Genomic DNA, 22,220 nt, shown 5'->3' with positions numbered 1-22,220 from the left:
AGGCTGTTCGGCGCGATGAGCTTCGTAGGGCGGGTTAGCGTAGCGTAACCCGCCGCCTTTACCCCCGCGGAACGAGCCGACGGCGGATTACGCTTCGCTAATCCGCCCTACGCAAAAACACGAACTCCGTGTCGTCATACGCCCGCCGCTCCAATTCCTCGTATCCTTCCGGCGTCGCGAACTGCGCGGCCTTGGCCTCCTCGACCACCAGCAGCGCGCCGGGCGTGAGCCAGCCGCCATCGCGCAAGCTTGCCAGCGCCTTCTCGGCAAAGCCCTTGCCGTAGGGCGGATCGAGGAACGCGAGCGAGAACGGCTCGACGGGATGCGCGGGCCCGAGATCGGTCGCATCGCGGCGATACACTTTGGTCACGCCGCCAAGGCCGAGCGACTCGACGTTATTGCGCAGCAGCGCCCGCGCCTCGGCGCCATTGTCGACGAACAGCGTGAACTTCGCGCCGCGTGACGACGCCTCGATGCCGAGCGCACCGGTACCGGCGAAGAGATCGAGCACGCGCGCGTCCGCAATGGGATCATCATAGGCGTGCACGAGGATGTTGAAGACGGACTCGCGCAGGCGGTCCGCCGTCGGGCGGATGTTGCGCGAGGACGGTGAGGCGAGATTGCGCCCCTTCAAACGACCGCCGACGACGCGCATTATGAGACTCGAATAGTAGAGGAACGGAAGGTGAGCTCCCTTCCCCCTTGTGGGGAAGGGTTGGGGAAGGGGGTGCCACAAGCAGCGACCTCTCGTGGGGTACCCCCCTCCCTAACCCTCCCCCACAAGGGGGGAGGGAACGAGGGAGTGCCGAGCGACGAAGAGCTCCTCACTCTCAATCCTCCCGCGGCGTCAGGTCGCGCTTGCCGTGATAGCCGCGCTTGGGACGGCGCGGCGGGCCGTAGCCGTTGGCCTCTTCCTCGTTGCGCTCGCGCGCCTCCTCGCTGCCGGTGCGCTGCACCAGCACGCGGCGGCCCTTGCGGTCGTTGATGACGGCACGCTTGCTGGTGGGCTTCTTCTCGTCATCACCTGCAGAAGATTTCTGCGGCACGTCGAACTGCGCACCCGACTTCTCGATCACCTTGTCGCCGAGCTGGTCGCGCAGCACGCGCGAGCGGATCTCCTCGACCTGACCTTCGGGCACCTCGCCGAGCTGGAACGGACCGTAGGAGACCCGGATCAGGCGATTCACCTCGAGCCCGAGATGGGCGCAGACATTGCGCACCTCGCGGTTCTTGCCTTCGCGGATCGCGAACACCAGCCAGACATTGGCGCCCTGATCGCGCTCCAGCGTCGCTTCGATCGGACCGTATTTGACGCCCTCGACCTCGATGCCGTTCTTGAGCTCGTCGAGCTGCGCCTGGGTGACGTCGCCATGGGCACGAACGCGATAGCGGCGCAGCCAGCCGGTGTCGGGCAGCTCGAGCGTGCGCGCGAGCCCGCCGTCGTTGGTCAGCAGCAGCAGGCCTTCGGTGTTGAAATCGAGCCGGCCGATCGAGATCAGGCGCGGCAGGCCTTCGGGCAGGTTGTCGAACACGGTCGGACGACCCTCGGGGTCGTCATGCGTGGTCATCAGTCCGCGCGGCTTGTGATACAGGAACAGCCGCGTGCGCTCGCGCTCCGGCAACGGCTTGCCATCGACCAGGACGACGTCGTTCTTTGTGATGTCGAGCGCCGGCGAGTTGATCACCCGGCCGTTGACGGTGACGCGGCCCTGGGTGACCATTTCCTCGGCATCGCGGCGCGAGGCAAGCCCCGCGCGGGCCAGCGCTTTCGCGATGCGCTCGCCGGCCTTCTTCGGCTTCGGCTCTTCTTCCCGGCGGGGCCGGCGGTCGAAATCGCGGTCCCGCTCGCGATAGGCGCCGCGGCCGCCGAAGGCCGGACGCTTCTCGAAAATCCTGCTGTCGTCCTCGTTGTCGCGGCGCGGGCGATCACCGAAACGGCCTTCGCTGCGCGGATGCTCGTGCCAATCGGAACGGCCTTCCGAGCGCTCGCGCGGACGATTGAATTTCGGCCGGTCGCCGCCACGCCCGCCGCGGTCGCCATCGCCGTCGCGGCGGGGCCGATCGAACTTCGGACGATCCTCGCGGGGCCGATCGAATTTGGGCCGCTCGCGGAACGGACGGTCGCCCGATGCGCGATCGTCGCGCGAGCGCGAAAAGCGCGGACGGTCCTCGCCGCCTTCGCGCTTTTGCCAGGGCTTGTCCTCGCCGCGATCACGGCCGCCGAAATCCTTGCGCGGGCCTTTGCCAAAATCCTTGCGCGGCGGACGATCGCCACGCGGACGGTCGTCGCGCTTCTGCCACGGCTTGGAATCACCGCGCTCGCCGCGGTCGCGATCAGGACCGCCCCGCGAAAACTTCCGCTCGCTGTCGAACTTGCGTTCCGGACGATCGCCACGCGGCGCGTAGGGCCGCTTGTCACCGAATTTCTTGTCGCCGAACCGGCCGGCGGGGCGGGAATCGTCACGATCCCGGCTGCGCGGCGGACGGTCGTCGCGGCCATAGGACGGGCGATCACCACGCGGCTTGAACGGCCGCTTCTCGCCATCGCGCGAGGAGCGATCGGAAAACGGCCGGTCGCCGCGCGGCTTGAAGCTGCGCTCGCCACGACCCTCGCTGCCGCGGTCATCGCGCTTGAAGCGGGGACGGTCGGAAAAGTCGCGGCGCGGGGCATCGCCCTCCTCGCGGCGGCGGAACGGTTTACCCTCGCGGGGCGGGCGGCTGTCGCGGTCGCCACGGGGCGGGCGGCTGTCGCGGTCGCCACGGGGCGGGCGGCTGTCGCGATCGCCCCTGCCCTCGCTCTTGCCCTCAAAACCGCGCTTGGCGAACTTCTTCTCGGGGCCGCGTGCCTTGCCGGAACGGCCGCCTTTGGCCGGGCCTCGCCGGCCGCGGGAATCGTTGTCTTTGTCGCTGTCGCGAGGCATGAATGATCTCACTCAAGGGGGTGGCCATTAGGCATTGTGCGCGCTCGTTCCGAGCCGCATGCCCAGGCAAAACCGGTAAGCACTTCTGCTGAAGGCGCAGCTACTAGCAGGTTTCTTCGGATGATACGAGGCTTGAAAGCCCCCTCCTTCATGGATTTGGCGCTTCTGGCGGCCGAAAATGCCGGAAAAGCGGGCGAAGTTCCGATCGGCTGCGTGGTGGTCCGCAATGACGAGGTCATTGCCACCGCCGCCAATCGGACGCTGACCGACCGCGACCCCACCGGCCATGCCGAAATCGTTGCGCTGCGCGAGGCGTCCAGGAAGACCGGCAGCGAGCGCCTCGTCGACTGCGACCTCTACGTGACACTGGAGCCCTGCACCATGTGTGCGGGCGCGATCTCGTTTGCAAGGGTGAGGCGCCTCTATTACGGCGCCGCCGACCCCAAGGGCGGCGCGGTGGAATCAGGCGTGCGGTTCTTCGCCTCGCCGACCTGCCACCACGCGCCGGACGTCTATTCCGGGGTCGGCGAGAGCGAGGCGGCGCGGCTGCTCAAGGAGTTCTTTCGGGAGCGAAGGTAGGGCCGTCGTAGCCCGGATGAAGCGAAGCGCAATCCGGGGCAGTGTCGCGGCGTTGACAGACCCGGATTTCGCTTCGCTCCATCCGGGCTACAAGATCGTCAGCCCGAAAAGAACTCGCGCAGCGCCTCTGCCGTCACGTCGGGATTCTCCTCCGTGAGGAAGTGCCCGGAATCCACCGGCATGCCCACGACGTTCGTCGCCCATTGCTGCCAGGTGTCGAGCGGCGTCGCCGCGGCCTGGGCCACACCGGCATTGCCCCACAGCGCCAGCATCGGAATGGTGATCTTCTTGCCGGCTTCGAAATCGGCCTTGTCGAGGTCGTAGTCGAAATAGGCGCCGGCGCGGTAATCCTCGCACATCGCATGCACGCGGGCGGGATCGCGGAACGGGGCGAGGTAATGTTCGAGCGCGCGCGGGTCGATGGCCTCCAGCGTCCTCGACTTGGTCTGGCTCGCCATCTTGAAGCGCAGGAAGAACTCGCCATTGCCAGAGATCAGCGTCTCCGGCAGCGGATAGGGCTGCGCCAGGAAGGTCCAGTGATAGATCTTCAGCGCATAGGCGCGGTTCATCCGCTCCCAGTAATTATAGGTCGGCAGGATATCGAGCACCGCGAGCTTCGACAGCCGGCCGGGATGGTCGAGCGCGAGGCGGTAGGAGACGCGGCCGCCGCGGTCGTGGCCGGCCAGCGCGAAGTGCACGTGGCCGAGCCGCTCCATCACTTCCACCATCGCCTTGGCCATGGCGCGCTTGCTGTAGGGGATGTGCAGCGCATCGCTCTCGGGCATGTCGGACCAGCCATAGCCCGGCAAATCGGCGATGATCAGCGTGAAGTGCCTGGCCAGCTCGGGCGCGACCTGGTGCCACATCACATGGGTCTCGGAGAAGCCGTGCAGGAGCAGCAGCGGCGGCCCGCTGCCGCCGACGCGGGCGAAGATGCGGCCGAAGGAGGTATTGATCCATTCGGCGGCAAAATCCGGATAGAGGTCGGCGAGATCGGACATCTTTCTGCATCCTTTAAAGGGTCAGTCGGGGCCGGCCCCGACACCTAAAATTGCGAAAACAACCCCATGCACAGTAGCGGTATCATCGGCGGGGCTACTAACCCCAACAGCTGATTGCACATTCTGGAATGTCGATATGGCGGCGCGGTGACACAAGCCCTCGAGATTCTCGGATTGGCGGGCTTTGAGCGCCGTCCGGGATCGCGAGCCGGTTCTTGTCAGCTGCTTGTTAGCCCCTGGCCTTCTCCGCCTCCACCGCCTGCCAGCCGATGTCGCGGCGGCAGAAGCCCTCGGGCCAGCTGATGCGGTCGACGGCCTGATAGGCGCGGGCCTGCGCCTCCGTCACGGTCTTGCCGAGCGCGCAGACATTGAGCACACGGCCGCCATTGGCGAGGATCGCGCCGTCCTTCTCGACCGTGCCGGCGTGGAAGATCTCGACGGTGTCCACCTTCGCCGCGTCATCGAGCCCCTCGATCCGCGTGCCCTTCTGGTAGTCGCCGGGATAACCCTTGGCCGCCATCACCACGGTGAGCGCGGAGTCCGGATGCCAGCGCAGATCGAAATTCTTCAGCTGGCCGTCGCAGGCGGCGAGGAAGGCCGGCACGATGTCCGACATCATGCGCAGCATCAGCACCTGGCACTCGGGATCGCCGAAGCGGACGTTGAACTCGAACAGTTTTGGGCCCTGCGTCGTCAGCATGATGCCGGCGTAGAGGATGCCGCGGAACGGCGTGCCGCGCTGCTTCATGCCTGATACCGTCGGCAAGATGATCTTCGCCATGATCGCGTCGTGGATCGCGGGCGTCACCAAAGGCGTCGGCGAATAGGCGCCCATGCCCCCGGTGTTCGGGCCGACGTCGTGGTCGAACACGCGCTTGTGGTCCTGGGCGGAGGCCAGCGGAATGGCCGTCTCGCCGTCGCACAGCGCAAAGAAGCTGATCTCGCGGCCCGGCAGAAACTCCTCGATCACGACCTCAGCGCCGGCCTCGCCGAACGCGCCCTCGAACATCATGGCGATGGCGTCTTCGGCCTCGCGCACGGTCTTGGCGACGACGACGCCCTTGCCGGCGGCAAGGCCATCAGCCTTCACGACGATCGGCGCGCCCTGGCTCTGGACGTAGTCGCGCGCGTCCTTGGCATTGGTGAAGCGCTTGTAGGCGCCGGTCGGAATGCCGAACTCGGTGCACAGCGCCTTGGTAAAGCCCTTGGAGCTTTCGAGCTGGGCGGGAATCCTGCTCGGCCCGAACGCCTTGATGCCGGCCGCGGTGAGGTCATCGACGATGCCGGCGGCCAGCGGCGTCTCCGGCCCGACCACCACGAGCTCGACCTTGTTGGTCTTGCAGAAGTCGATCACCGCAGCATGGTCGGCGACGTCGAGCGCCACGCATTCCGCCTCCCGCGCGATGCCGGCATTGCCGGGCGCGCACCAGAACTTGGTCACCAAGGGGGACGCCGCGATCTTCCACGCCAGAGCATGTTCGCGGCCGCCGGAACCGAGCAGGAGAATGTGCATCGAGGGCTCAAAATGAGGGGTTTGCTGGGGGCGGAGGTCGCACGAATCGCGGCGGGGCTCAAGGGGGCTGGGCCCGAACTCCCAGTCATTCCGCGCCTCTGAGCTCTATCAGGCGCGCTTCACTGCCCGTCTCCCTTCGGGGAAAGGCCCCTCACTGGTCGAGTGCCTTGCGATCTGCCATCGCCCGCCGCGAGTTCCTGCGCGCCGTCTCCGCCGAGCTGGCTACTCAGAGCCACACTACGCTGAGCGGCTTGGCCTACTCGGCGTCGACCGTGGCGTCGATGCTGCGTTAGGGCGGGATTTGGTAGGGAAAAGGTAGTTAGAAAAGCACTGGCCAAGGTAGTACGGTGGCGCGAGGTCAGCGCTGAATCCTTAAGCAGACCCGAGGGTGATAAGTCCCTCGATAGATTGACGATCAATTCGATTGACTTGCTACCTACCCGGAAGCCGCGGAGAAGTGCCGATGGCAGTTCACAAGCCGAAGTTTAAGAATATCCCTTTGAGCGCGATCGATCGCATCATCAAGCACCACATCCCGTATGAGCTGTCGATGATGAGGCTGTCTTTGGCAGCCGCTCTTGAACGCGGTCCTAATCAGTTTCAGCAGAACCTGTACGTTGAGGGATTCGCGCTTCACTGTCGTAATCTCATCGAGTTTCTCAAGAACGGGGACGCCTGCGCGTTCAATCCGACCGACTTCACGAATACCTCGTTCAAAGTCGACAAGAAGTTCATCCGCACTAAATTGATCGACAAGATCAATGAACAAATTTCACATTTGACGGATGGCCGGACAGAAGACCAGGACGAAAAATTCAAGCCGAACGATTGGCAGGAAACGGCAGCCATTATCGAAAGTGAGTTTAGTCGTTGGCTTCAAAATCTGACGCCGGAGTGGGCGGAGAAATGGGAGCAGCGCGAGCGCATGGGCGCGGATGTAACGGAAACGATAGTGGTCGAAGCGGGAGCCGGAGGAGCCTGTTCTGCCCCCACCTTCGTGACTGTTCGGTCGGGGGATCCGTAGCCCGTAGGATGGGTTGAGCCGTTGCGAACCCCATCACATCTGTCTCGCGAAGCGTCCGTAAGCTAGCCGACCTAGCGCTATCCGTGATTCATCGTCACTTGCAGTCGGATGTTAGCCGCGAAGACAGAGAGCGGGAATGGGAATGCGATAGGTTTCCCATTGGCTCAACCCATCCTACGAGCTGAACGGCAGATTTGCGAAGCGCTCCCAATTGTGTCTTCCTGTTTGATAAGGAGGAACGGCCATGGGAAAATTCAATTCGGCGAAGAGTTCTAAAGCTGTTTTTGGAGTCTATGGAGGAGGAGAAGAATCCGAATCGTACGCGTTTCAATAAGTTGTCGAGCCGTTTGACGCGTCATTTGAAGAGGGATGAGCCTCTTGCTGGTGATGTGTTGGAGTTTGCGTTGAGTGCTGTGCGTGACGACAAGATTGCGGAGAAGCTCAAGACTGGTGCGCCGCTGAGTGACTATGAGAAGCATATGATCGATGGTTTGCTTCGTATGACGCTTGCGAAGCTATGACCGTCGGGAAAGACGAATGGAACACCTAGCGCAAATCGCGGCTGCCGGAGCACTTCTGGCCATCTACTACATGTACGAATACTGGTACGTGACCTTGTCTGTCTTGGCGCTGGGTTTGGTTGGCATGATCTTCAGTTTCGTAGCGGGCGATCGAAAATAACAACTGCCCTAGCCGCCCCCGATTCAGAACTGCCTCCCCGCAATAATCTCCTGCAACGTCGCCACATGCCGCGCGAACGCCCCGCGCCCCGCCGCAGTGGCAGTCACCGTGGTCTGCGGCTTCTTGCCAACGAACGCTTTCTCGACGGACACATACCCCGCCTTCGCCAGCGTCTCGATATGCGCGCCGAGATTGCCGTCGGTGGCGCCGGTCAGCTTCTTCAGCCGCGAGAACTCCAGCCCCGCGGTCGCAGGCAGCGCGTTCAGCGCCGCCATGATCTTCAGCCGCAGCGGCTGGTGGATGATGTCGTCGAGCTCCGCCACGCCTAGCCCCGCCGCATCCAGAGGGTCCCCGCGATCAGCGCGCCGCCATTGACGGCCGCCATCCACGGCAACAGCGGCACACCCGGGATATAAAAATATCCGATCAGCGTCAGTGCGATGATGGTCGCGCCGAGCGGTGCAAAGGCGTAGCCGAACCGAAGCCCCGCCGTCAGGTAGACCAGTGTGATGTAGACCTGCCAGAACACCGTTTGCTGGCGCGGCGAGAACCTGCCGAAAGTGCAGCAGACGAGGCCGAAGGCGGCGATCAGCAGCAGCGCCAGCAGAGTGCGCCTGTCGAACAGGCGGATGCCGTTTCTCGAAAGATGACAGGCGCCGAGAACAACGAGGCCGAGAGCCGAGACGACGTAGAGTGCAAACCAGAAATACAGCCCGTCATTCACCACGAACCAGCTGTTCCAATAATAGGCCCCGTAGCGCGGCCAGAACCACATCAGGACATCGTCGGCAAACGGCATCACGGCCCATATCAGCAGGACGAGACCCGCGACCAGGTAGACCTGCGACCGCTGCCCACGACGAACGGCATGCTCATTGGCGTTCAGTGCTTCAGGAGCCTGATGGCTGTCGATCACCGGCGCGCTCCTTCCTGGGTATTGGCTGCGGGCTGGTGGATGATGTCGTCGAGCCCGGTCATGCGCTAGATCCGCCGCATCCAGAGGCCGCCGAGGATCAGGCCACCGCCATTGACGAAGGCCATCCAGAGCGGGAACGCCTCGCCGATGTAGAAGAAGCCGATCAGCGTCAGCGCCGTGATGCCGAGGCCGATCGCAACGAAGGCGTAGCCGAACCACAGCCCGGCGAGTGTGTAGAACAGCATGAAATAGATCGGCCAGAACGTTCCCAGCTGGCGCGGACCAAAATGACCGACGACGTTGGTGACGAAATAACCGAAGGCGAAGAACAGCGCGAATACCAGGAACAGCCTGATGCCGACGCCGGCGCCAAAGGGGTGGCTTTTCGGATCGAGCACGCGAAGTGCAATCAGGCCACCGACGCCGAAAACATCCGCGGCAACCCAGGCATAGGCCGCGTAGATCGGCCAAAGCCAGGTCACGAGATTGGCTGCGAACACCAGCACGCCCCACCAGACCGCGGCGAGGCTCGCCAGCTCATAGAGCTGCGATTGCTTCACGCGCTGGACGATGTCGTCGATGTCGGCGAGGGACTCCGCAGCTTGCTTGCTATCGATCATATCGGTCCCCATCAACCCGGCATCATCGCAGCGTATGGTGAACACAACGCAGCGGCATCGGCCCTGGGCTCCCTCTCCCGCTTGCGGGAGAGGGTTGGGGAGAGGGTACCTCCGCAACGGGACAATCCCCGGGAGGAAAGAACCGCGCAGGGACGTACTCGGTAAATTCTCGACAACCCCAACGCGGAAAAACCCTCTCCCCAACCCTCCCCCGCAAGCGGGGGAGGGAGCGCAGTGCCAATGCGGCGGCATCGTGCTCCATATGCGATTGCCCTGCCACCTGCGAGCCGCATCATGACTGCCCTGCCCCGCGCGTTGCCACGTCCTCGGCGATGACGGAGATCGCCTTCGGCTGGGTGACTATGCCCATGTGGTTGATGCCGTCGATGATCTTGACGTCGACCTGCGGCTTCACCGCCTGAACGGCTTCTGCATATTTGTCCGAGATCATCATCTCATCGTCAGCCCCGCCGAAGATCGTGACCCGGCGCGTCGTCAAGGGGAGATCGACGCGATAGCCGCGCGTCGCGAAATTGCGCGTCAGGCGATCGGAATAAATGGAGACGAGGTACTTCGCCGAGCTCGGCGGCACCGCCAGGGCCAGCACCGGAAGCTGCGAGCAGCAGTCGATGCCGAGCTTGCGTAGCGCCGTCAGACCGAGGAAGCGCGGGACATTGAAATTGGCCCAGCCGCCTGCGTTCGGCCGGTTGGTCGGTGCGTCATAGCCGAGATAGGGCGCGAGCAGCACGGTGCGCACGAACATGTCCTGCATGATCGGCGTCGCGGCGACGCGCAGCGAGAAACCGGCGCCGGCGGAATGGCCGATCAGAGTGAGCGGCAGATCCGGCGCGGTCTTGCGAACTTCGGCAACGAAATCGACGAGGTCGTCCTCCAGCTGGCCGACATAGCCGATATCGCCGCGGGTGCCGGAGCCGCCATGCCCGCGGATGTCGAGCGCCCAGGTCTCCACCCCGCGCGCGGCGATGGCGTGGGTCAGCGCGTGGTTGACGGTGCCGCTGGAGCCGGAGGAGCCATGGATGAAGATCGCGCCGCGGCCCGCCGCCGGGCCGCCGGAGCCATTTCCGTTCCGATGGGATCGGGCTCCGGATTCTTGTTTTGACGCGTTTTCTTCACGCGAACCGGCTTCCACTTCGCTTGAAAACGCTTTGGCCGCGTAATGGCGATAGCCGATCCAGGTGCCGTCGCGGGCCTGGAAGCGCTCCAGCGGCGGCAGGGTGGACCAGTCGATCCCCTTGGCGGAGTCGGAGACCGACCGCATCTCGGGCGGCCGCTCCAGCGGCGTTGCGATCATCACAGTCAGGATCAGCGCCACGCCGCCGACCGCACACAGGACCCATTTCAGACCGCTCAAAGCGCCGCGCAGCAACCGGACCGCCATGGCTTACCTCCCTCAAACTCATCAATCAATAGAGAACTCTATATTACAGAGTACTCTCCAGATCTATCCCTCGATTGGCGCCGCGCGGCGAAAATCCTTAACGTCGGGTCTGACCCCAAAATGCCGAATCGTTTGCCGATGCCGCCTGCGGAACAACTGAACAACGCGTTTGAATTCACCGTCTCCGAGCTCTCCCAATCCCTAAAGCGGACGGTGGAGGACACCTATGGCCATGTCCGGGTCCGCGGTGAGATCTCGGGGTTCCGCGGCGCCCACTCCTCCGGCCATTGCTATTTCGCGCTCAAGGACGAGAGCGCCAAGATCGAGGCGGTGATCTGGAAGGGCGTACACGGCCGGATGCGCTTCAAGCCCCAGGAAGGGCTCGAGGTCATCGCCACCGGCAAGCTCACGACCTATCCGGGCTCCTCGAAATACCAGATCGTGATCGAGGCGCTGGAGCCGGCCGGCATCGGCGCGCTGATGGCGCTGATGGAGGAGCGCAAGAAGAAGCTCGCCGCGGAAGGGTTGTTCGACGAAGCGCGCAAGCAGCTGCTGCCGTGGCTGCCGGAGGTGATCGGCGTCGTGACATCACCGACCGGCGCGGTGATCCGCGACATCCTGCATCGGCTGGAGGACCGCTTTCCCCGCCGCGTGCTGGTGTGGCCGGTGAAAGTTCAGGGCGACGGCTCGGCCGAGCAGGTCGCGGCCGCCATCCGCGGCTTCAACGCGATTGCCCCGGGCGGCAAGATTCCGCGCCCCGACGTCTTGATCGTCGCGCGCGGCGGCGGCTCGCTGGAAGACCTCTGGTCGTTCAACGAGGAGATCGTGGTGCGGGCGGCGGCCGAGAGCATGATCCCGCTGATTTCGGCGGTGGGGCACGAGACCGACATCACGCTGATCGACTTTGTCGCCGACAAGCGCGCGCCGACGCCGACGGCGGCGGCCGAGATGGCCGTGCCTGTGCGCAGCGAATTGTTCGTCGAGGTCGCAGACCTCGGACGCCGCACCCGCGCCTATTGGCAGCGCGCCCAGGAAAGCCGTCGCAGCGAGCTGCGCGCCGCCGCACGCGCGCTGCCGGCGGCCGGCGATCTGCTAGCGATCCCGCGGCAGCGGCTGGATTCGGCGGGCGCATCCCTGCCCCGCTGCCTCAAGGCCAACACGCATGCGCATTTCCGCCGGTTTACCGCCGCAAGCTCAAAGCTGACGCTGCGGGTGCTGCACGGCCAGATCTCTCAGGCCGACCACCGCCTCACCGTGTGCGGCGAACGGCTTGGCCTGTCCGCGCGCTCGCTGCTGCGGCGGCGGCGCGACCGCTTTGCCGGGCTCGAGGTTCGCTTGCGCGCCTCAAAGCTCTCCAATGCGCAGGCACAGCGCAACACGATCGCCCGCCAGCGCGAGCGCACGCATCGCCTCAGCGAGCGCGCCGGCCGCGCGCTCGTCACGTTGCTGCAGCGGCTAGAGGCCCGCGTCGAGAACAGCGGCAAGCTGCTGTCCGCACTGTCCTACCGCAGCGTGCTCGCGCGCGGCTTCGCGCTGGTGCGGGACGAGGCGGGGCATCCCGTGCATGCGGCCGACAGCATCGGGCCGAATGCGCGGCTCGAGATCGAGTTTGCCGATGGGCGCGTGGGCGCAACCGCGGACGCGGATCGCCCGGCGCCAACGACGAAGCGCACGCCCGCGCAGCCAAAGTCGGCTGCGGCGGACGCAAAGCCCGCGCCGAAGCGTGTGGCCAAGCCGGTGGATCAGGGCAGCTTGTTCTGAGGTGTGAGACGCCTCTGCGATCGCAGCACTCCCAATGCCAACCCGTCATCCTGAGGTGCGAGGCTTGCGATGCGGACGCATCGCAAGGTGAGCCTCGAGGGATGTACGGCCGCGATGCAGCCGGGCCGTCGCCCTTCGAGGGCCGCTGAAGAAGCGGCCGCCTCAGGGTGACGGTGTTGGACCGATGTACTTCACCGGCACGACAATCCCGCGTCGATCGTGGTCCAGAAGCCGCAATGCTCCGGTGCGCGCTGTGGGGCGCCGGCGTGGGCTTCGTAGAGGAAGATCGCGACGGTGAAGACGGCCAGTGCGGAGGCGAAGAGGACGATACGCATGAGGACTGCGTTTAATCGACATCGTGGTCGAACTAAGGCGCCCTCACCTGCTGAAACCGGCGCCGCGCGCGATCCGTAGATTCTCGGTCGGCCATCACAGTCCGTGCAGGGCGGTGGTCGATGCGGGGCTGTCCGCCTGAATTTGTTCCTCGGACGGCCCCGCTTTGGAAGACCCGTAGCCCGGATGGAGCGAAAGCGTAATCCGGGTTCGTGCCACGCGCTGCGCTGTCCCGGATTGCGCTGCGCTCCATCCGGGCTACGGGACATCCATTACCGCGCCAGCCACTGCGCGACGTCCTTTTGCGACTCCGCGCGCGCCTCGGCATCCGTGCCGAGATGGCCGCGCTCGGGCACGGCGGCATCGTTGCTGCCGCCGGCTGCGTGCAGCGGCGTGTTGGCGCGGTCGAAATCGTGATAGGCGTCGGGATAGACCACGATGCGTGCAAGCGCGCTGCGGCCATGCGCGCCCTCGACCATCTGGCGGCAGGCCGGCGGCGAGGAGACGTCGTCATTGGCGCCGATCAGCACCAGGGTCGGCACCCGCGTGCTCCAGCCGAGACCGGCGGAGATCCGGCAGTCCGGATAGAACGCGATCGCGGCGCGGAAATCGGGCGCCAGGTCGCGCGCCGCGCTCTGCGGCCGCACGGCCCACAGCAGCGCGCTCGCGCCGTTGGCCCAGCCCATCAGGCTGACGCGATCGCGCGCCACCCAGGACTGCTTCATCAGCCAGGCGCGCGATGCTGCGACGTCGGTGACGCGCTCACGCCGCGCCTTGACGTGCATCTCCTTGACGCGGCATTGCGGCCCGAGCTCGCGCGAGCCGTAGCTGTCGGGCAATAGCACGGCATTGCCCGCCCTGAGCAGGCGCTCGGCCCAATCGCGGTAGCGCGGCAGCACGGGATCGGAATGACTGCTGAGGCCGTCGCAGCCGTGCAGCGCGACCACGGCCGGAAACGGCCCCGGACCTTCAGGCTTGTAGAGCTGCGCGTGCAGCACGCCGGACGCCAGCGGAATGTCGACCGGCTGCGGCGCCGGCGCGGCATGCGCGGCGGACATCAGCAGCGTCAGAAACAGGGCGGTCAGTCGAAGGCGCATCGGACTCTGCCACAGGAGATGCCGGAACCAGCGATCCTTCGCCCAAGCACTATCACGCGGAAACGGCGGCAAAACATCACAAACCGGTGGGTTTACCGGGCGGACAAGCCGCCCTATCTATGCTACATCCCGTCCAACACATCGCCCTCCAGGGTTTCCACGGAGCGGCCTTCCACGGAGACTTTCGACCGTGCTGAACAAGTTCGGCCCCTCGGGCCATGGCGAAGCGCAAGTGCAATATCTCGACGGCGACTTCCGCGTGATCTCGCCGGGGACCTTCGTGCGCTGTGCCATCACCGACACGCGGATTCCGCTCGATGAGCTGAAGTACTGGAGCGTGGATTTGCAAGAGGCCTACGCCACACCCGCCGCCGTGCTGCAGCGGCATTTCCCGGGCGCGCCGAAACCGCAGCAATGAGTTTTCCGCTCTCGTAACTCTCGTAGGGTGGGCAAAGCGAAGCGTGCCCACGTTGTTCGTCTTGATTGCGACGAGACCGTGGGCACGGCGCTTTGCGCCTTTGCCCACCCTACGAGACCGAACGCTTGGCGTCGTTCTGCTATTGCTGCTCGGGACCATCCGCCCCCACACAAGTCTTGATCGCGCTCTTCCTGGCTTCGCCGACGACCTTCTGATCGATCGCCTGCTTCAGGCAATCGAGCCGCGCCTGCGCCATGCAGAGCTGCAGCTGGTCGCGCTTGTCCTGCCCTTTCAGGCTCGCGGTCGTGGCAAGGCACGTCACGCGCTTGGTCGCAGGAACCGGCACGGTGACGGTCGGGCTTGCTGTCGGCGCGGGAGTTTGCGCGAACACGGGCGCAACGATCAGACACACAAGGCTGGCGGCGACGGTCGCGGACGGCAGTTTCATCGAATTCTCCTGATCGTCGGGAACCGATAGGCGTTTTGCGATGAATGTCGCCTGAATGGCAGGCTGCTGCAGGGCAGGCAAAGCGCAGCAGTGCGGCGTGGCGCGAGCGGTGCAGCTTTTTTTCGCGTCATGGGGATGGAGACGATGTTCGCGTGCACCTGAACCGCGAGTCTCACCGAGGAAAAGATCTCCGTCGTGCCGATCCGCGTTGCATCGAAGAATACTTGCACTCCGTAGTTAGTCATTTCGCGTTGTGGTTGGATTCTTTGTTGCAATCCGGCGCCCTTAAGTTGTTTGACGAAGTCTTGTTGAACAGAGAGCTGCTACAGTGTTCGTTAGGTAATTGGCCCTGTTCCTTTTATCGCACAGACAATCAAGTCAACCAAACAGCCATCGAGCTTTGGAATTGGCGCGGTCTGTGAACGGGCTCATATCGAAAGAGCCATCCGACGGGCTACGATCACCTCGAAAATTTGCGGTGGAATATCTGTAAATCGAGAGTCAAACGATGGGGGTGATCATGCCCACCATATTGGACTTGCTCTATCGTGAATATTGTCGCGCCCGTCTCGCTGAAATGCGCAAACAGCTTCTGATCGCAGCTGAACGCTCCGAAGCTCTCGAAGCGCTTCGTCATCCTGCGGATCAGGTTGACGATGAGAGGACGGACGCACATCGCAAGACCGTTCACGGCCTGCCGCATTGAAGTGGCCCGCGACCGGCGATCTCTCCCGCGTAGCAGTGACCAAGCAATTGGCAACAGTTTGGGAGTGAGCAATGAATACACCCGAATGCTATACCGTCGCGGTAGCCTGCGTCTCGTGCCTGACCATTATTGGATTAATGGCCGTCGGGGCGTGGTGAGCACGACTGATTGCTGAATTGCGATACCGGTACGCGTGAAGACGACGCGCCAAGAACGGGAATCCAGAGCTCCGGTTCTGCTTCAATCAGAACCGAAGCTCTAAAGCATGATCCGGAAAAGTGCGCAGCGGTTTTCCGAAAAGATCATGCTTAAACAACAACCTAAAGCGCGATGACGATTCATCCTCATCGCATCGCGCTTCAGCGCTTCAGATCCCGATGTCAGCTTCCGGGCGGGGTATACGAAGAACGCAGCTTCGCCGCGTTCTGGCGGACCTGCTTGATCTCGTCCTGCGTGAACAACCTGGTCAGTTTCACATTCTGCAGGGTGCCTGCGGTGACGGTCAGGCCGGAAATGGCCGGCGCCGCACCGGGATCAGGCACATCGAAAATCACCAAAACGCCCGGGCCGTCGGCCGCAACGCTGTACATCGAAAGCAGCTTTCCGCCGGCCGCTTCGATGAGCTTTCGTGCCGCCTCCTGGCGATCGGTGGTGGGATTCTCCAAAATGGCATTGAGAGCGCGTGGGGTGTACTGTCCGGTGAGGCAAAAATGCATGGCATGTTCTCCTCTGGTTTTTGGCAATGATTTTCCCTGCCGTTCCGAACTGATCGTTACGGCCGCTGCATCTGAAGTGATGAAGGTACTGCCCGCCGTGGGCATAAACGCCGTCGATGATTTCCGGGAGGTCGGCACGTCCCGGTGACGGCTCTCATCAAAGGCTACATCAACTCCCGAACGTGCGGAAGAGAATTCATCAGCCGCGACATGTCGCCCGATCAGTTGTCGAATACCGCATGGCGATGGATGAATTGTTTTTCCATCCTCCGCTCTTTGGCTGCGGCGGACTAGCTTACCCACCAAACGAGATCATCGCCTGCTGAATCGCCGCTCGCGCGCCTTGTAGAGATGATCGCTGATCAATTGCCGGAGCGCTGTCGGATCATCGAATTCGAGCTGCACAGCGAACGGCACGATGCTAGCAGGCAGGCCCTCGCGGCCGCGGAGGCGCGCGAGATCCTTTTCCGTCGTCACCAGTGTGTACTGCTCGCGCTGCGCCTCCGCTGCGAGCGCTGCGATCTCGTCGTTTGAAAACATGTGATGATCGGCGAAGGCGCGCGTGCGCGCGACCTCGATGCCACAGGCGTGCAAGCTGCGGAAGAATCGTTCGGGATCGCCAATGCCCGCGAACGCAAACACCGTCTTGCCCAACAGTCTTGCGACCGACCCGGCGTCCGGCCTCAGACGCGCGCGCAGCTCCGGCTTGTCGCGCTTGGCAAGCTCGGCCGCGACATCGTTGGCGGCACGGCCGTCGCCGATCAGCACCAGCGCATCGGTGCGCGCGAGCTGCGTCTTCAGCGGCGCGCGCAGCGGGCCGGCGGGAAACACCTTGCCATTGCCGAGGCCACGTTCGCTATCGATCACGATCAGCGAAGTGTCCTTGACCAGGCGCGGGTTCTGGAAACCGTCGTCCATCAGGATGACGGTGGCGCCTTGCGACTTCGCCAGCGCGACACCCTCGAGGCGATCCCGCGCGACCGCGACCGGGACGTCGCGCGACATCATCAAGGGCTCGTCGCCGATGTCGGACGCGGTGTGGCGCGCGCGGTCGACCATGACCGGGCCCTGCAGGCGTCCGCCATAGCCGCGACTGAGCACCACCGGGGTCTCGCCGAGCTCGCGCAAAAGCTTCGTCAGCGCCAACACGGTCGGTGTCTTGCCGGCGCCGCCGACATGATAATTGCCGACGCAGATCACGGGGATGCCGGCATCCACGCCCTTGCGCAGCATGCGCCGTTCGGTGATCGCGCCGTAGAGCGCTCCGAGCGGCCATAACACGTACGACTGGAGAGAACGTGGCCGGTACCAGAAGGCCGGCTCACGCATTGGCGGCTCCCATCTCGATCCGCAGCTGCAGCAGATACGGCTCGAGCGCGATCATGGTGCGATCGAGTGCGCCGCCGAGCTCCTCGACCACGCCGCTGCCCGCGCGCTGCATCTTGTCGCGCAAGGCGGGATCGGCCAGCAGCTGGCCGAGCTGCTTGACCAGCGCCTCCTGCGTGTCGGCCTGGCGCGCACCGCCGCTGCCGTCGAGCGCCTCATAGACATCGGCGAAGTTGAAGACGTGCGGGCCATGGACGATCGCGGCACCGAGCTTGATCGCCTCGATCGGGTTCTGGCCGCCATGGCGGATCAGCGATCCGCCCATGAACACGATCGGCGACAGCCGGTAGAACAGGCCGAGCTCGCCCATGGTGTCGGCGACATAGATGTCGGTGGTCGCGGTCGGCAGCTCCTCGCGTGAGCGCAATGCCGGCTTCAGGCCCGAGGCGGTGATCAAGCCAGCAATCGAGGAGCCGCGATCGGGATGGCGCGGCACGATCACGGTGAGGAGCTGCGGGAAGAAGCCGGCGAGGCCGCGATGCGCCGCGACCAGCATCTCGTCCTCGCCCGGGTGTGTCGAGGCCGCGACGATGATGGGGCGCCCGCGCGTCATCGCCATCAGCCGTTCGAGCTTGGCGGGATCGGCCGGCGGCGCCGGCACGTCGAGCTTGAGATTGCCCGTGGTGACGACGTCGCGGCCGCCGAGCGCGGAGAAACGCTCGGCATCGGTCTTCGACTGCGCCAGGCAAATGTCGAACCGCGACAGCAGCGCCGAGATGGTGCCGTGCATGCGGCGCCAGCGCGGGAAGGAGCGCGGCGACATCCGCCCGTTGATCAGCACCATCGGCACCCGGCGGCTAGCGCCCGCCAGGATCAGGTTCGGCCACAGATCGGATTCGATGAACAGCGCCAGCGACGGCTTCCAATGATCGAGGAAGCGCGCGACATAGCGCGGGGAATCATACGGCACGTATTGATGGATGACGTCGGGCGGAAACCGCTTTGCGACCACGGCGGCCGAGGTGACGGTGCCCGAGGTGAGCAGGATGCGCAGATTGAGATCGCGCAACCGCTCGACCAGCGCCGCAGCGGCCAGCACCTCGCCGACACTGGCGCCGTGGATCCAGACCAGCGGACCATGCGGCCGCACGTCCCGGGACAGGCCGCGCCGCTCGCCGACGCGCGCGGGATCCTCCTTGCCCTGCTTCAGCCGCCGCTTGATCAGCGCCGGCGCAAGCGGCACCAGGCCGGAGGCCAGCCGCTGATACATCCGCAGCGTCATCGGCAACGAATTAGGCATCTTCCGGTCCCGGGCGGCCGAGTTGCGCATAGGCGCGGCGGGTCGCCTCGTTCAACGTGTCTTCCAGCTCCTGCCGCAACGCTTCCATCATGGCGGCGTCGGCATCTGCGGGAACGTGGATCTCCTTGATGCCGACCAATGCGCCCCGCCCGAATGGCAAATTGATGGTGGTGCGGTCCCAGTTCTTGAGCCGGACGAAGCGGCTGGTCGCCATCGCGAAAGGCATGATCGGCCGCCCCGATTCCCGTGCCAGCATGATAATGCCTAGCCCGGCCACGCGCGAGCGCTTGGGGACATCGGCGGTCAGCGCGACATTACAACCGGTCTGGAGCGTGCGCACCATTTCCTTGAAGGCACCGACCCCGCCCTTGCGGTGGAAGGCGCCGCCATGATCGCCGGAACCGCGGATGGTGCCGATGCCGAGCCGCTCGGCGGCGATCGCATTGAACTCGCCATCGCGGTGGCGGGAGATCAGGACCTTGGCGCGATAGGAAGCCTTGTTCTGGTTCTTGATGAAGGGCGTGAGGAAATGCTGGCCGTGCCAGAACGCAAAGATCGCAGGGAGCTGCGGCTCAACCTGCGCATAGACGTCGGGCGGATCCAACGTGAATTTGTTGGTCCGCCAGACCAGACGCAGATATTCGGCCGCCAGGACCCCGACGGCACGCTGAACGAAGCTGCTTCGCAGCGTATTGCGAAGCAGTTTTTTCAACGCGCCGGTTCTTGATTCGGGTCGAGCAATCGGTGGAGGTGGACGATGAAATAGCGCATCTGCGCGTTGTCGACCGTGCTCTGCGCCTTGGCCCGCCAGGCGGCGTGGGCGGTCGCGTAATTCGGATAGAGGCCGACGATCTCGACGTCGTCGAGGTTCTTGAAGGTGTTGCGCTCGAGATCGACGAGCTCACCGCCGATGACGAGGTGAAGCAGTTGTTGCGGGGCACTATCTGGCATGAGTTCTGTTCCTAACGGGCTGCCCGGCAAAAGCAGTGTTCGACGAGCACGACGAAAAGCGCTTTAGGCCAAGGGGCGGTTTCGAAAATGCGCGACAATGCCCGCATGACGATCGCGTCCCGCTGCCACCAGCACCCCGTGCGCCACTTCCCGGCGGTTATAGAGGATGGGTTCTCCGGAGAGGTCGCTCATCCTACCATCGGCTTCCTGCACGATCAAATCGGCCGCCGCAAGGTCCCAATCATGGCTGTTGCCCCCCGCAAAAGCCGCATCCAGCGCGCCATGGGCGACCCGGCACAGGCGCAGCGCGAGCGAGCCGATTCGCGGATGCAGCTTGATCTCGCCGCCTGAGCTGTTGAGCCGCTCGACCATCGGTTTCGGGCCTGCGATGCGGGAGAAGTCGAGCGCGGATCCGGGCGAAGCCTGCACGTCTGCGCCGTTGAGCGTGGTGCCCTGGCCGCGTGCGGCGAAGAAGAACTCGCCGCTCGTCGGCGCGAACACCGCGGCCAACACCGGCGCGGCATCCTCGACCAGCGCGACGCTGACGCACCAATCGTGGTGGCCGTTGAGATAGTTGCGCGTGCCGTCGATGGGATCGACGATCCAGGTCAGCCGCCGCGACAGCCGCGCCGCATCGTCGGCGCTCTCCTCCGAGAGCCAGCCGTAATCCGGCGTCGCGCTGCGCAGGCGCGCTTCGAGCAGGTCGTTGACGGCAATGTCGGCTTCGGAGACCGGCGAGGATGCGCCCTTGGTCCACTTCTTCAGTTCGGTACGAAACATCGACTGCGCCAGCGCACCCGCCTCGCGCACCGTATCCTGCAGCAGGGCCGCGTCGCGCGTCAGGATGGTCTCGCCCGGGGCGTTCGCCTCAACGTCCGCCAAGCGTCAATCCCTCGATGCGCACCGTCGGCGCATTGATGCCGTAGCGGAACTCGAGATTGTTCGCGGGCTGCATCGACTTGAAGATCTCGAACAGATGCCCCGCGATCGTCACCTCGCTGACGGGATAGGTGATCTCGCCGTTCTCGATCCAGAAGCCGGAGGCGCCGCGGCTGTAATCGCCGGTGACGCCGTTCACGCCGGAGCCGATCAGATCGGTGACGTAGAAGCCCTGCTTGATCTCGGCGATCAGCTCGGCCGGGCTCGGTGTGCCGGGCTCGAGATGCAGATTGTACGGCCCGGGTGAAGGCGAAGAGGAGACGCCGCGATGGGCATGGCCGGTGGTGGCAAGGCCGAGCTCGCGCGCGGTGGCGCAGTCGAGCAGCCAGGTCGTCAGCACGCCCTCGTCGATCAGCGCGATCTTCTTCACGGCGACGCCTTCTGCGTCAAACGTCTGCGAGCGCAGGCCGCGCTTGCGCAGGGGATCGTCGATGATGCGGATGTTCTTCGCAAACAGCTGCTGGCCGAGTTTGTCCTTGAGGAAGCTGGTCTTGCGCGCGATCGAGGCGCCGTTGATGGCGCCGACGACATGGCCGACCAGGGAGCCGGCGACGCGGGGATCGAACACGACGGGCACCTTGCAGGTCTCGACCTTGCGCGGATTGGAGCGTGCCACGGTGCGCTCGCCGGCGGAACGGCCGACGATTTCCGGCGACAACAGGTCCGCGCCATGCGGCGCCGAGGTGAAGTCGTAGTCGCGCTCCATGCCGGTGCCTTCGCCCGAGATGGCGGTGGCCGAGATGCCCTGGCTGGAGCGCAAATAGGAGCCGTGGAAGCCGGTCGAGGTGACCAGCACCATGCCGCCCATGCCCGCGGACGCCGAGGCGCCGCCGGATTTGGTGACGCCCTTCACGGCGAGCGCGGCAGCTTCGGCCGCGAGTGCGCGGCGCTCGAGCTCGCTGGTGGCAGGCACATCGGGATCAAGCAAATCGAGATCGGGGAAGTCGCGCGCGAGCAGCGCGGGATCGGCGAGCCCGACATATTTGTCGTCGGGCGCAACGCGCGCCATCGCGACCGCGCGTTCGGCAAGCTTGGTTACGGCATCGCCGCTGACGTCATTGGTCGAAACCACCGCCTGGCGCTGGCCGACCAGTACCCGCAGGCCGACGTCGTCACCCTCGGAGCGCTCGGATTCCTCGACGCGTCCGTCGCGCACCTCGACGCCTTGCGAGACGCCGCGCACCGCGACCGCGTCGGCCGCATCCGCGCCGGCGCGCTTGGCCGCCTCCACCAGCCGCTGCGCCAGATCCGACAAAGCGGACTGGTCGAACAGGTCGCGGCTGGCCTTTGACCCCTTGGAGGAATCCTTGGACGAAAGCGTCGAGCTTGCGGATGGTGAAGAGTTCACGAACGAAATCCTGTTGGGGCGGGGGTTCGGGACCGGAACCCACAGATGTGCCCTGATCGCGCGGACTTCAAGCATTTTCAGCCCGCCAAAAGCTCAGATTCGCACCTTTGGCGCAACGTCTCGTCAATCATGCGCGCCAAGGTCTTGTCAATCATGAGCAGCAGTGACGGTGGGTTAACCAGCCTTTTTAAGCGGTTTCGGAAAGCGGCGCGCTAAGGTCCTC

Annotated in this window: 24 protein-coding genes; 6 read left to right on the top strand and 18 right to left on the bottom strand. The window is 64.7% G+C overall.

Going from position 1 to position 22,220, the window contains the following annotated elements; genetic code table 11:
* Positions 1 to 97: 97 nt before the first annotated feature.
* On the bottom strand, positions 98 to 655 hold the full coding sequence (rsmD, locus tag A3AS_RS0133965) for a 16S rRNA (guanine(966)-N(2))-methyltransferase RsmD (RefSeq protein WP_018321941.1): 558 nt from the start codon (positions 653 to 655) through the stop codon (positions 98 to 100).
* A gap of 175 nt (positions 656 to 830) precedes the next feature.
* Positions 831 to 2,921, bottom strand: coding sequence for a pseudouridine synthase (locus A3AS_RS0133960; protein WP_018321940.1), 2,091 nt, complete (start codon positions 2,919 to 2,921; stop codon positions 831 to 833).
* Positions 2,922 to 3,041: 120 nt separating this feature from the next.
* On the opposite strand from A3AS_RS0133960, the gene A3AS_RS0133955 reads away from it, so the two are divergent.
* Positions 3,042 to 3,500: a nucleoside deaminase gene (locus A3AS_RS0133955; protein WP_018321939.1), complete on the top strand. Its 459-nt coding sequence runs from the start codon at positions 3,042 to 3,044 to the stop codon at positions 3,498 to 3,500.
* A gap of 98 nt (positions 3,501 to 3,598) precedes the next feature.
* Here the strand turns inward: A3AS_RS0133955 and A3AS_RS0133950 are convergent, their stop codons facing one another.
* Both A3AS_RS0133950 and purD read right to left on the bottom strand, forming a co-directional pair.
* Positions 3,599 to 4,501: an alpha/beta fold hydrolase gene (locus A3AS_RS0133950; protein ID WP_018321938.1), complete on the bottom strand. Its 903-nt coding sequence runs from the start codon at positions 4,499 to 4,501 to the stop codon at positions 3,599 to 3,601.
* Positions 4,502 to 4,730: 229 nt separating this feature from the next.
* Positions 4,731 to 6,014: a phosphoribosylamine--glycine ligase gene (gene purD, locus A3AS_RS0133945; protein ID WP_018321937.1), complete on the bottom strand. Its 1,284-nt coding sequence runs from the start codon at positions 6,012 to 6,014 to the stop codon at positions 4,731 to 4,733.
* Between the two features lie 463 nt (positions 6,015 to 6,477).
* Here purD and A3AS_RS0133940 point away from each other — a divergent pair, with 463 nt between their 5' ends.
* Entirely contained in the window at positions 6,478 to 7,038 is a 561-nt protein-coding gene (locus tag A3AS_RS0133940; protein WP_020508789.1) for a hypothetical protein, read from the top strand.
* Between the two features lie 293 nt (positions 7,039 to 7,331).
* On the top strand, positions 7,332 to 7,559 hold the full coding sequence (locus A3AS_RS0133935) for a hypothetical protein (RefSeq protein ID WP_018321935.1): 228 nt from the start codon (positions 7,332 to 7,334) through the stop codon (positions 7,557 to 7,559).
* 183 nt (positions 7,560 to 7,742) lie between these two features.
* On the opposite strand, the gene A3AS_RS0133925 is transcribed toward A3AS_RS0133935, so the two are convergent.
* The 4 genes from A3AS_RS0133925 to A3AS_RS0133910 form a co-directional block, all read right to left on the bottom strand.
* Positions 7,743 to 8,042, bottom strand: coding sequence for a transcriptional regulator (locus A3AS_RS0133925; protein ID WP_018321933.1), 300 nt, complete (start codon positions 8,040 to 8,042; stop codon positions 7,743 to 7,745).
* 2 nt (positions 8,043 to 8,044) lie between these two features.
* Positions 8,045 to 8,635: a hypothetical protein gene (locus A3AS_RS0133920; RefSeq protein WP_018321932.1), complete on the bottom strand. Its 591-nt coding sequence runs from the start codon at positions 8,633 to 8,635 to the stop codon at positions 8,045 to 8,047.
* Between the two features lie 65 nt (positions 8,636 to 8,700).
* Positions 8,701 to 9,255, bottom strand: a complete 555-nt coding sequence (locus A3AS_RS0133915; RefSeq protein ID WP_018321931.1) for a hypothetical protein — start codon at positions 9,253 to 9,255, stop codon at positions 8,701 to 8,703.
* A gap of 292 nt (positions 9,256 to 9,547) precedes the next feature.
* Positions 9,548 to 10,654: an alpha/beta hydrolase gene (locus A3AS_RS0133910; RefSeq protein WP_018321930.1), complete on the bottom strand. Its 1,107-nt coding sequence runs from the start codon at positions 10,652 to 10,654 to the stop codon at positions 9,548 to 9,550.
* A gap of 138 nt (positions 10,655 to 10,792) precedes the next feature.
* On the opposite strand from A3AS_RS0133910, the gene xseA reads away from it, so the two are divergent.
* Positions 10,793 to 12,415 carry an exodeoxyribonuclease VII large subunit gene (gene xseA, locus A3AS_RS0133905; protein ID WP_026202639.1) on the top strand — a complete coding sequence of 541 codons (1,623 nt, stop codon included), beginning with the start codon at positions 10,793 to 10,795 and terminating at the stop codon, positions 12,413 to 12,415.
* A gap of 191 nt (positions 12,416 to 12,606) precedes the next feature.
* Here the strand turns inward: xseA and A3AS_RS48630 are convergent, their stop codons facing one another.
* Positions 12,607 to 12,750: a hypothetical protein gene (locus A3AS_RS48630; protein ID WP_018321928.1), complete on the bottom strand. Its 144-nt coding sequence runs from the start codon at positions 12,748 to 12,750 to the stop codon at positions 12,607 to 12,609.
* Between the two features lie 270 nt (positions 12,751 to 13,020).
* On the bottom strand, positions 13,021 to 13,845 hold the full coding sequence (locus A3AS_RS0133895; protein WP_018321927.1) for a dienelactone hydrolase family protein: 825 nt from the start codon (positions 13,843 to 13,845) through the stop codon (positions 13,021 to 13,023).
* 190 nt (positions 13,846 to 14,035) lie between these two features.
* Between A3AS_RS0133895 and A3AS_RS0133890 the strand changes: the two genes are divergently transcribed.
* The gene (locus A3AS_RS0133890; protein WP_018321926.1) at positions 14,036 to 14,263 is read left to right on the top strand and encodes a DUF2093 domain-containing protein; all 228 of its coding nucleotides are present in this window, start codon (positions 14,036 to 14,038) and stop codon (positions 14,261 to 14,263) included.
* A 139-nt stretch (positions 14,264 to 14,402) separates the two neighbouring features.
* On the opposite strand, the gene A3AS_RS0133885 is transcribed toward A3AS_RS0133890, so the two are convergent.
* Positions 14,403 to 14,711: a hypothetical protein gene (locus A3AS_RS0133885; RefSeq protein ID WP_026202638.1), complete on the bottom strand. Its 309-nt coding sequence runs from the start codon at positions 14,709 to 14,711 to the stop codon at positions 14,403 to 14,405.
* 508 nt (positions 14,712 to 15,219) lie between these two features.
* Between A3AS_RS0133885 and A3AS_RS45920 the strand changes: the two genes are divergently transcribed.
* Positions 15,220 to 15,417: a hypothetical protein gene (locus A3AS_RS45920; protein WP_084674967.1), complete on the top strand. Its 198-nt coding sequence runs from the start codon at positions 15,220 to 15,222 to the stop codon at positions 15,415 to 15,417.
* A 380-nt stretch (positions 15,418 to 15,797) separates the two neighbouring features.
* Here the strand turns inward: A3AS_RS45920 and A3AS_RS49445 are convergent, their stop codons facing one another.
* From A3AS_RS49445 to A3AS_RS0133845, 7 genes are all read right to left on the bottom strand, one after another.
* Complete coding sequence (locus A3AS_RS49445) at positions 15,798 to 16,436, bottom strand: GYD domain-containing protein (RefSeq protein WP_245283343.1); 639 nt, start codon at positions 16,434 to 16,436, stop codon at positions 15,798 to 15,800.
* 9 nt (positions 16,437 to 16,445) lie between these two features.
* Complete coding sequence (lpxK, locus tag A3AS_RS0133870) at positions 16,446 to 17,462, bottom strand: tetraacyldisaccharide 4'-kinase (RefSeq protein ID WP_018321922.1); 1,017 nt, start codon at positions 17,460 to 17,462, stop codon at positions 16,446 to 16,448.
* The gene (locus tag A3AS_RS0133865) at positions 17,455 to 18,789 is read right to left on the bottom strand and encodes a 3-deoxy-D-manno-octulosonic acid transferase (RefSeq protein ID WP_018321921.1); all 1,335 of its coding nucleotides are present in this window, start codon (positions 18,787 to 18,789) and stop codon (positions 17,455 to 17,457) included. The genes lpxK and A3AS_RS0133865 overlap by 8 nt, the downstream gene beginning before the upstream one ends.
* Positions 18,752 to 19,471 carry a lysophospholipid acyltransferase family protein gene (locus A3AS_RS0133860; RefSeq protein ID WP_018321920.1) on the bottom strand — a complete coding sequence of 240 codons (720 nt, stop codon included), beginning with the start codon at positions 19,469 to 19,471 and terminating at the stop codon, positions 18,752 to 18,754. Before A3AS_RS0133860 ends, A3AS_RS0133865 begins: the two co-directional genes overlap by 38 nt.
* Positions 19,468 to 19,710 (bottom strand): DUF4170 domain-containing protein, encoded by a 243-nt coding sequence (locus tag A3AS_RS0133855; RefSeq protein ID WP_018321919.1) that lies wholly within the window; start codon positions 19,708 to 19,710, stop codon positions 19,468 to 19,470. Before A3AS_RS0133855 ends, A3AS_RS0133860 begins: the two co-directional genes overlap by 4 nt.
* Before the next feature lie 63 nt (positions 19,711 to 19,773).
* Positions 19,774 to 20,520, bottom strand: a complete 747-nt coding sequence (locus tag A3AS_RS0133850; protein WP_371260734.1) for a 3'(2'),5'-bisphosphate nucleotidase CysQ — start codon at positions 20,518 to 20,520, stop codon at positions 19,774 to 19,776.
* A 58-nt stretch (positions 20,521 to 20,578) separates the two neighbouring features.
* Positions 20,579 to 21,997: a TldD/PmbA family protein gene (locus A3AS_RS0133845; protein WP_018321917.1), complete on the bottom strand. Its 1,419-nt coding sequence runs from the start codon at positions 21,995 to 21,997 to the stop codon at positions 20,579 to 20,581.
* Between the last annotated feature and the right edge of the window lie 223 nt (positions 21,998 to 22,220).

The sequence above is a fragment of the Bradyrhizobium sp. WSM2793 genome, assembly GCF_000379585.1.
Lineage (GTDB): Bacteria > Pseudomonadota > Alphaproteobacteria > Rhizobiales > Xanthobacteraceae > Bradyrhizobium.
This window is presented reverse-complemented; position numbering and strand designations above follow the sequence as displayed.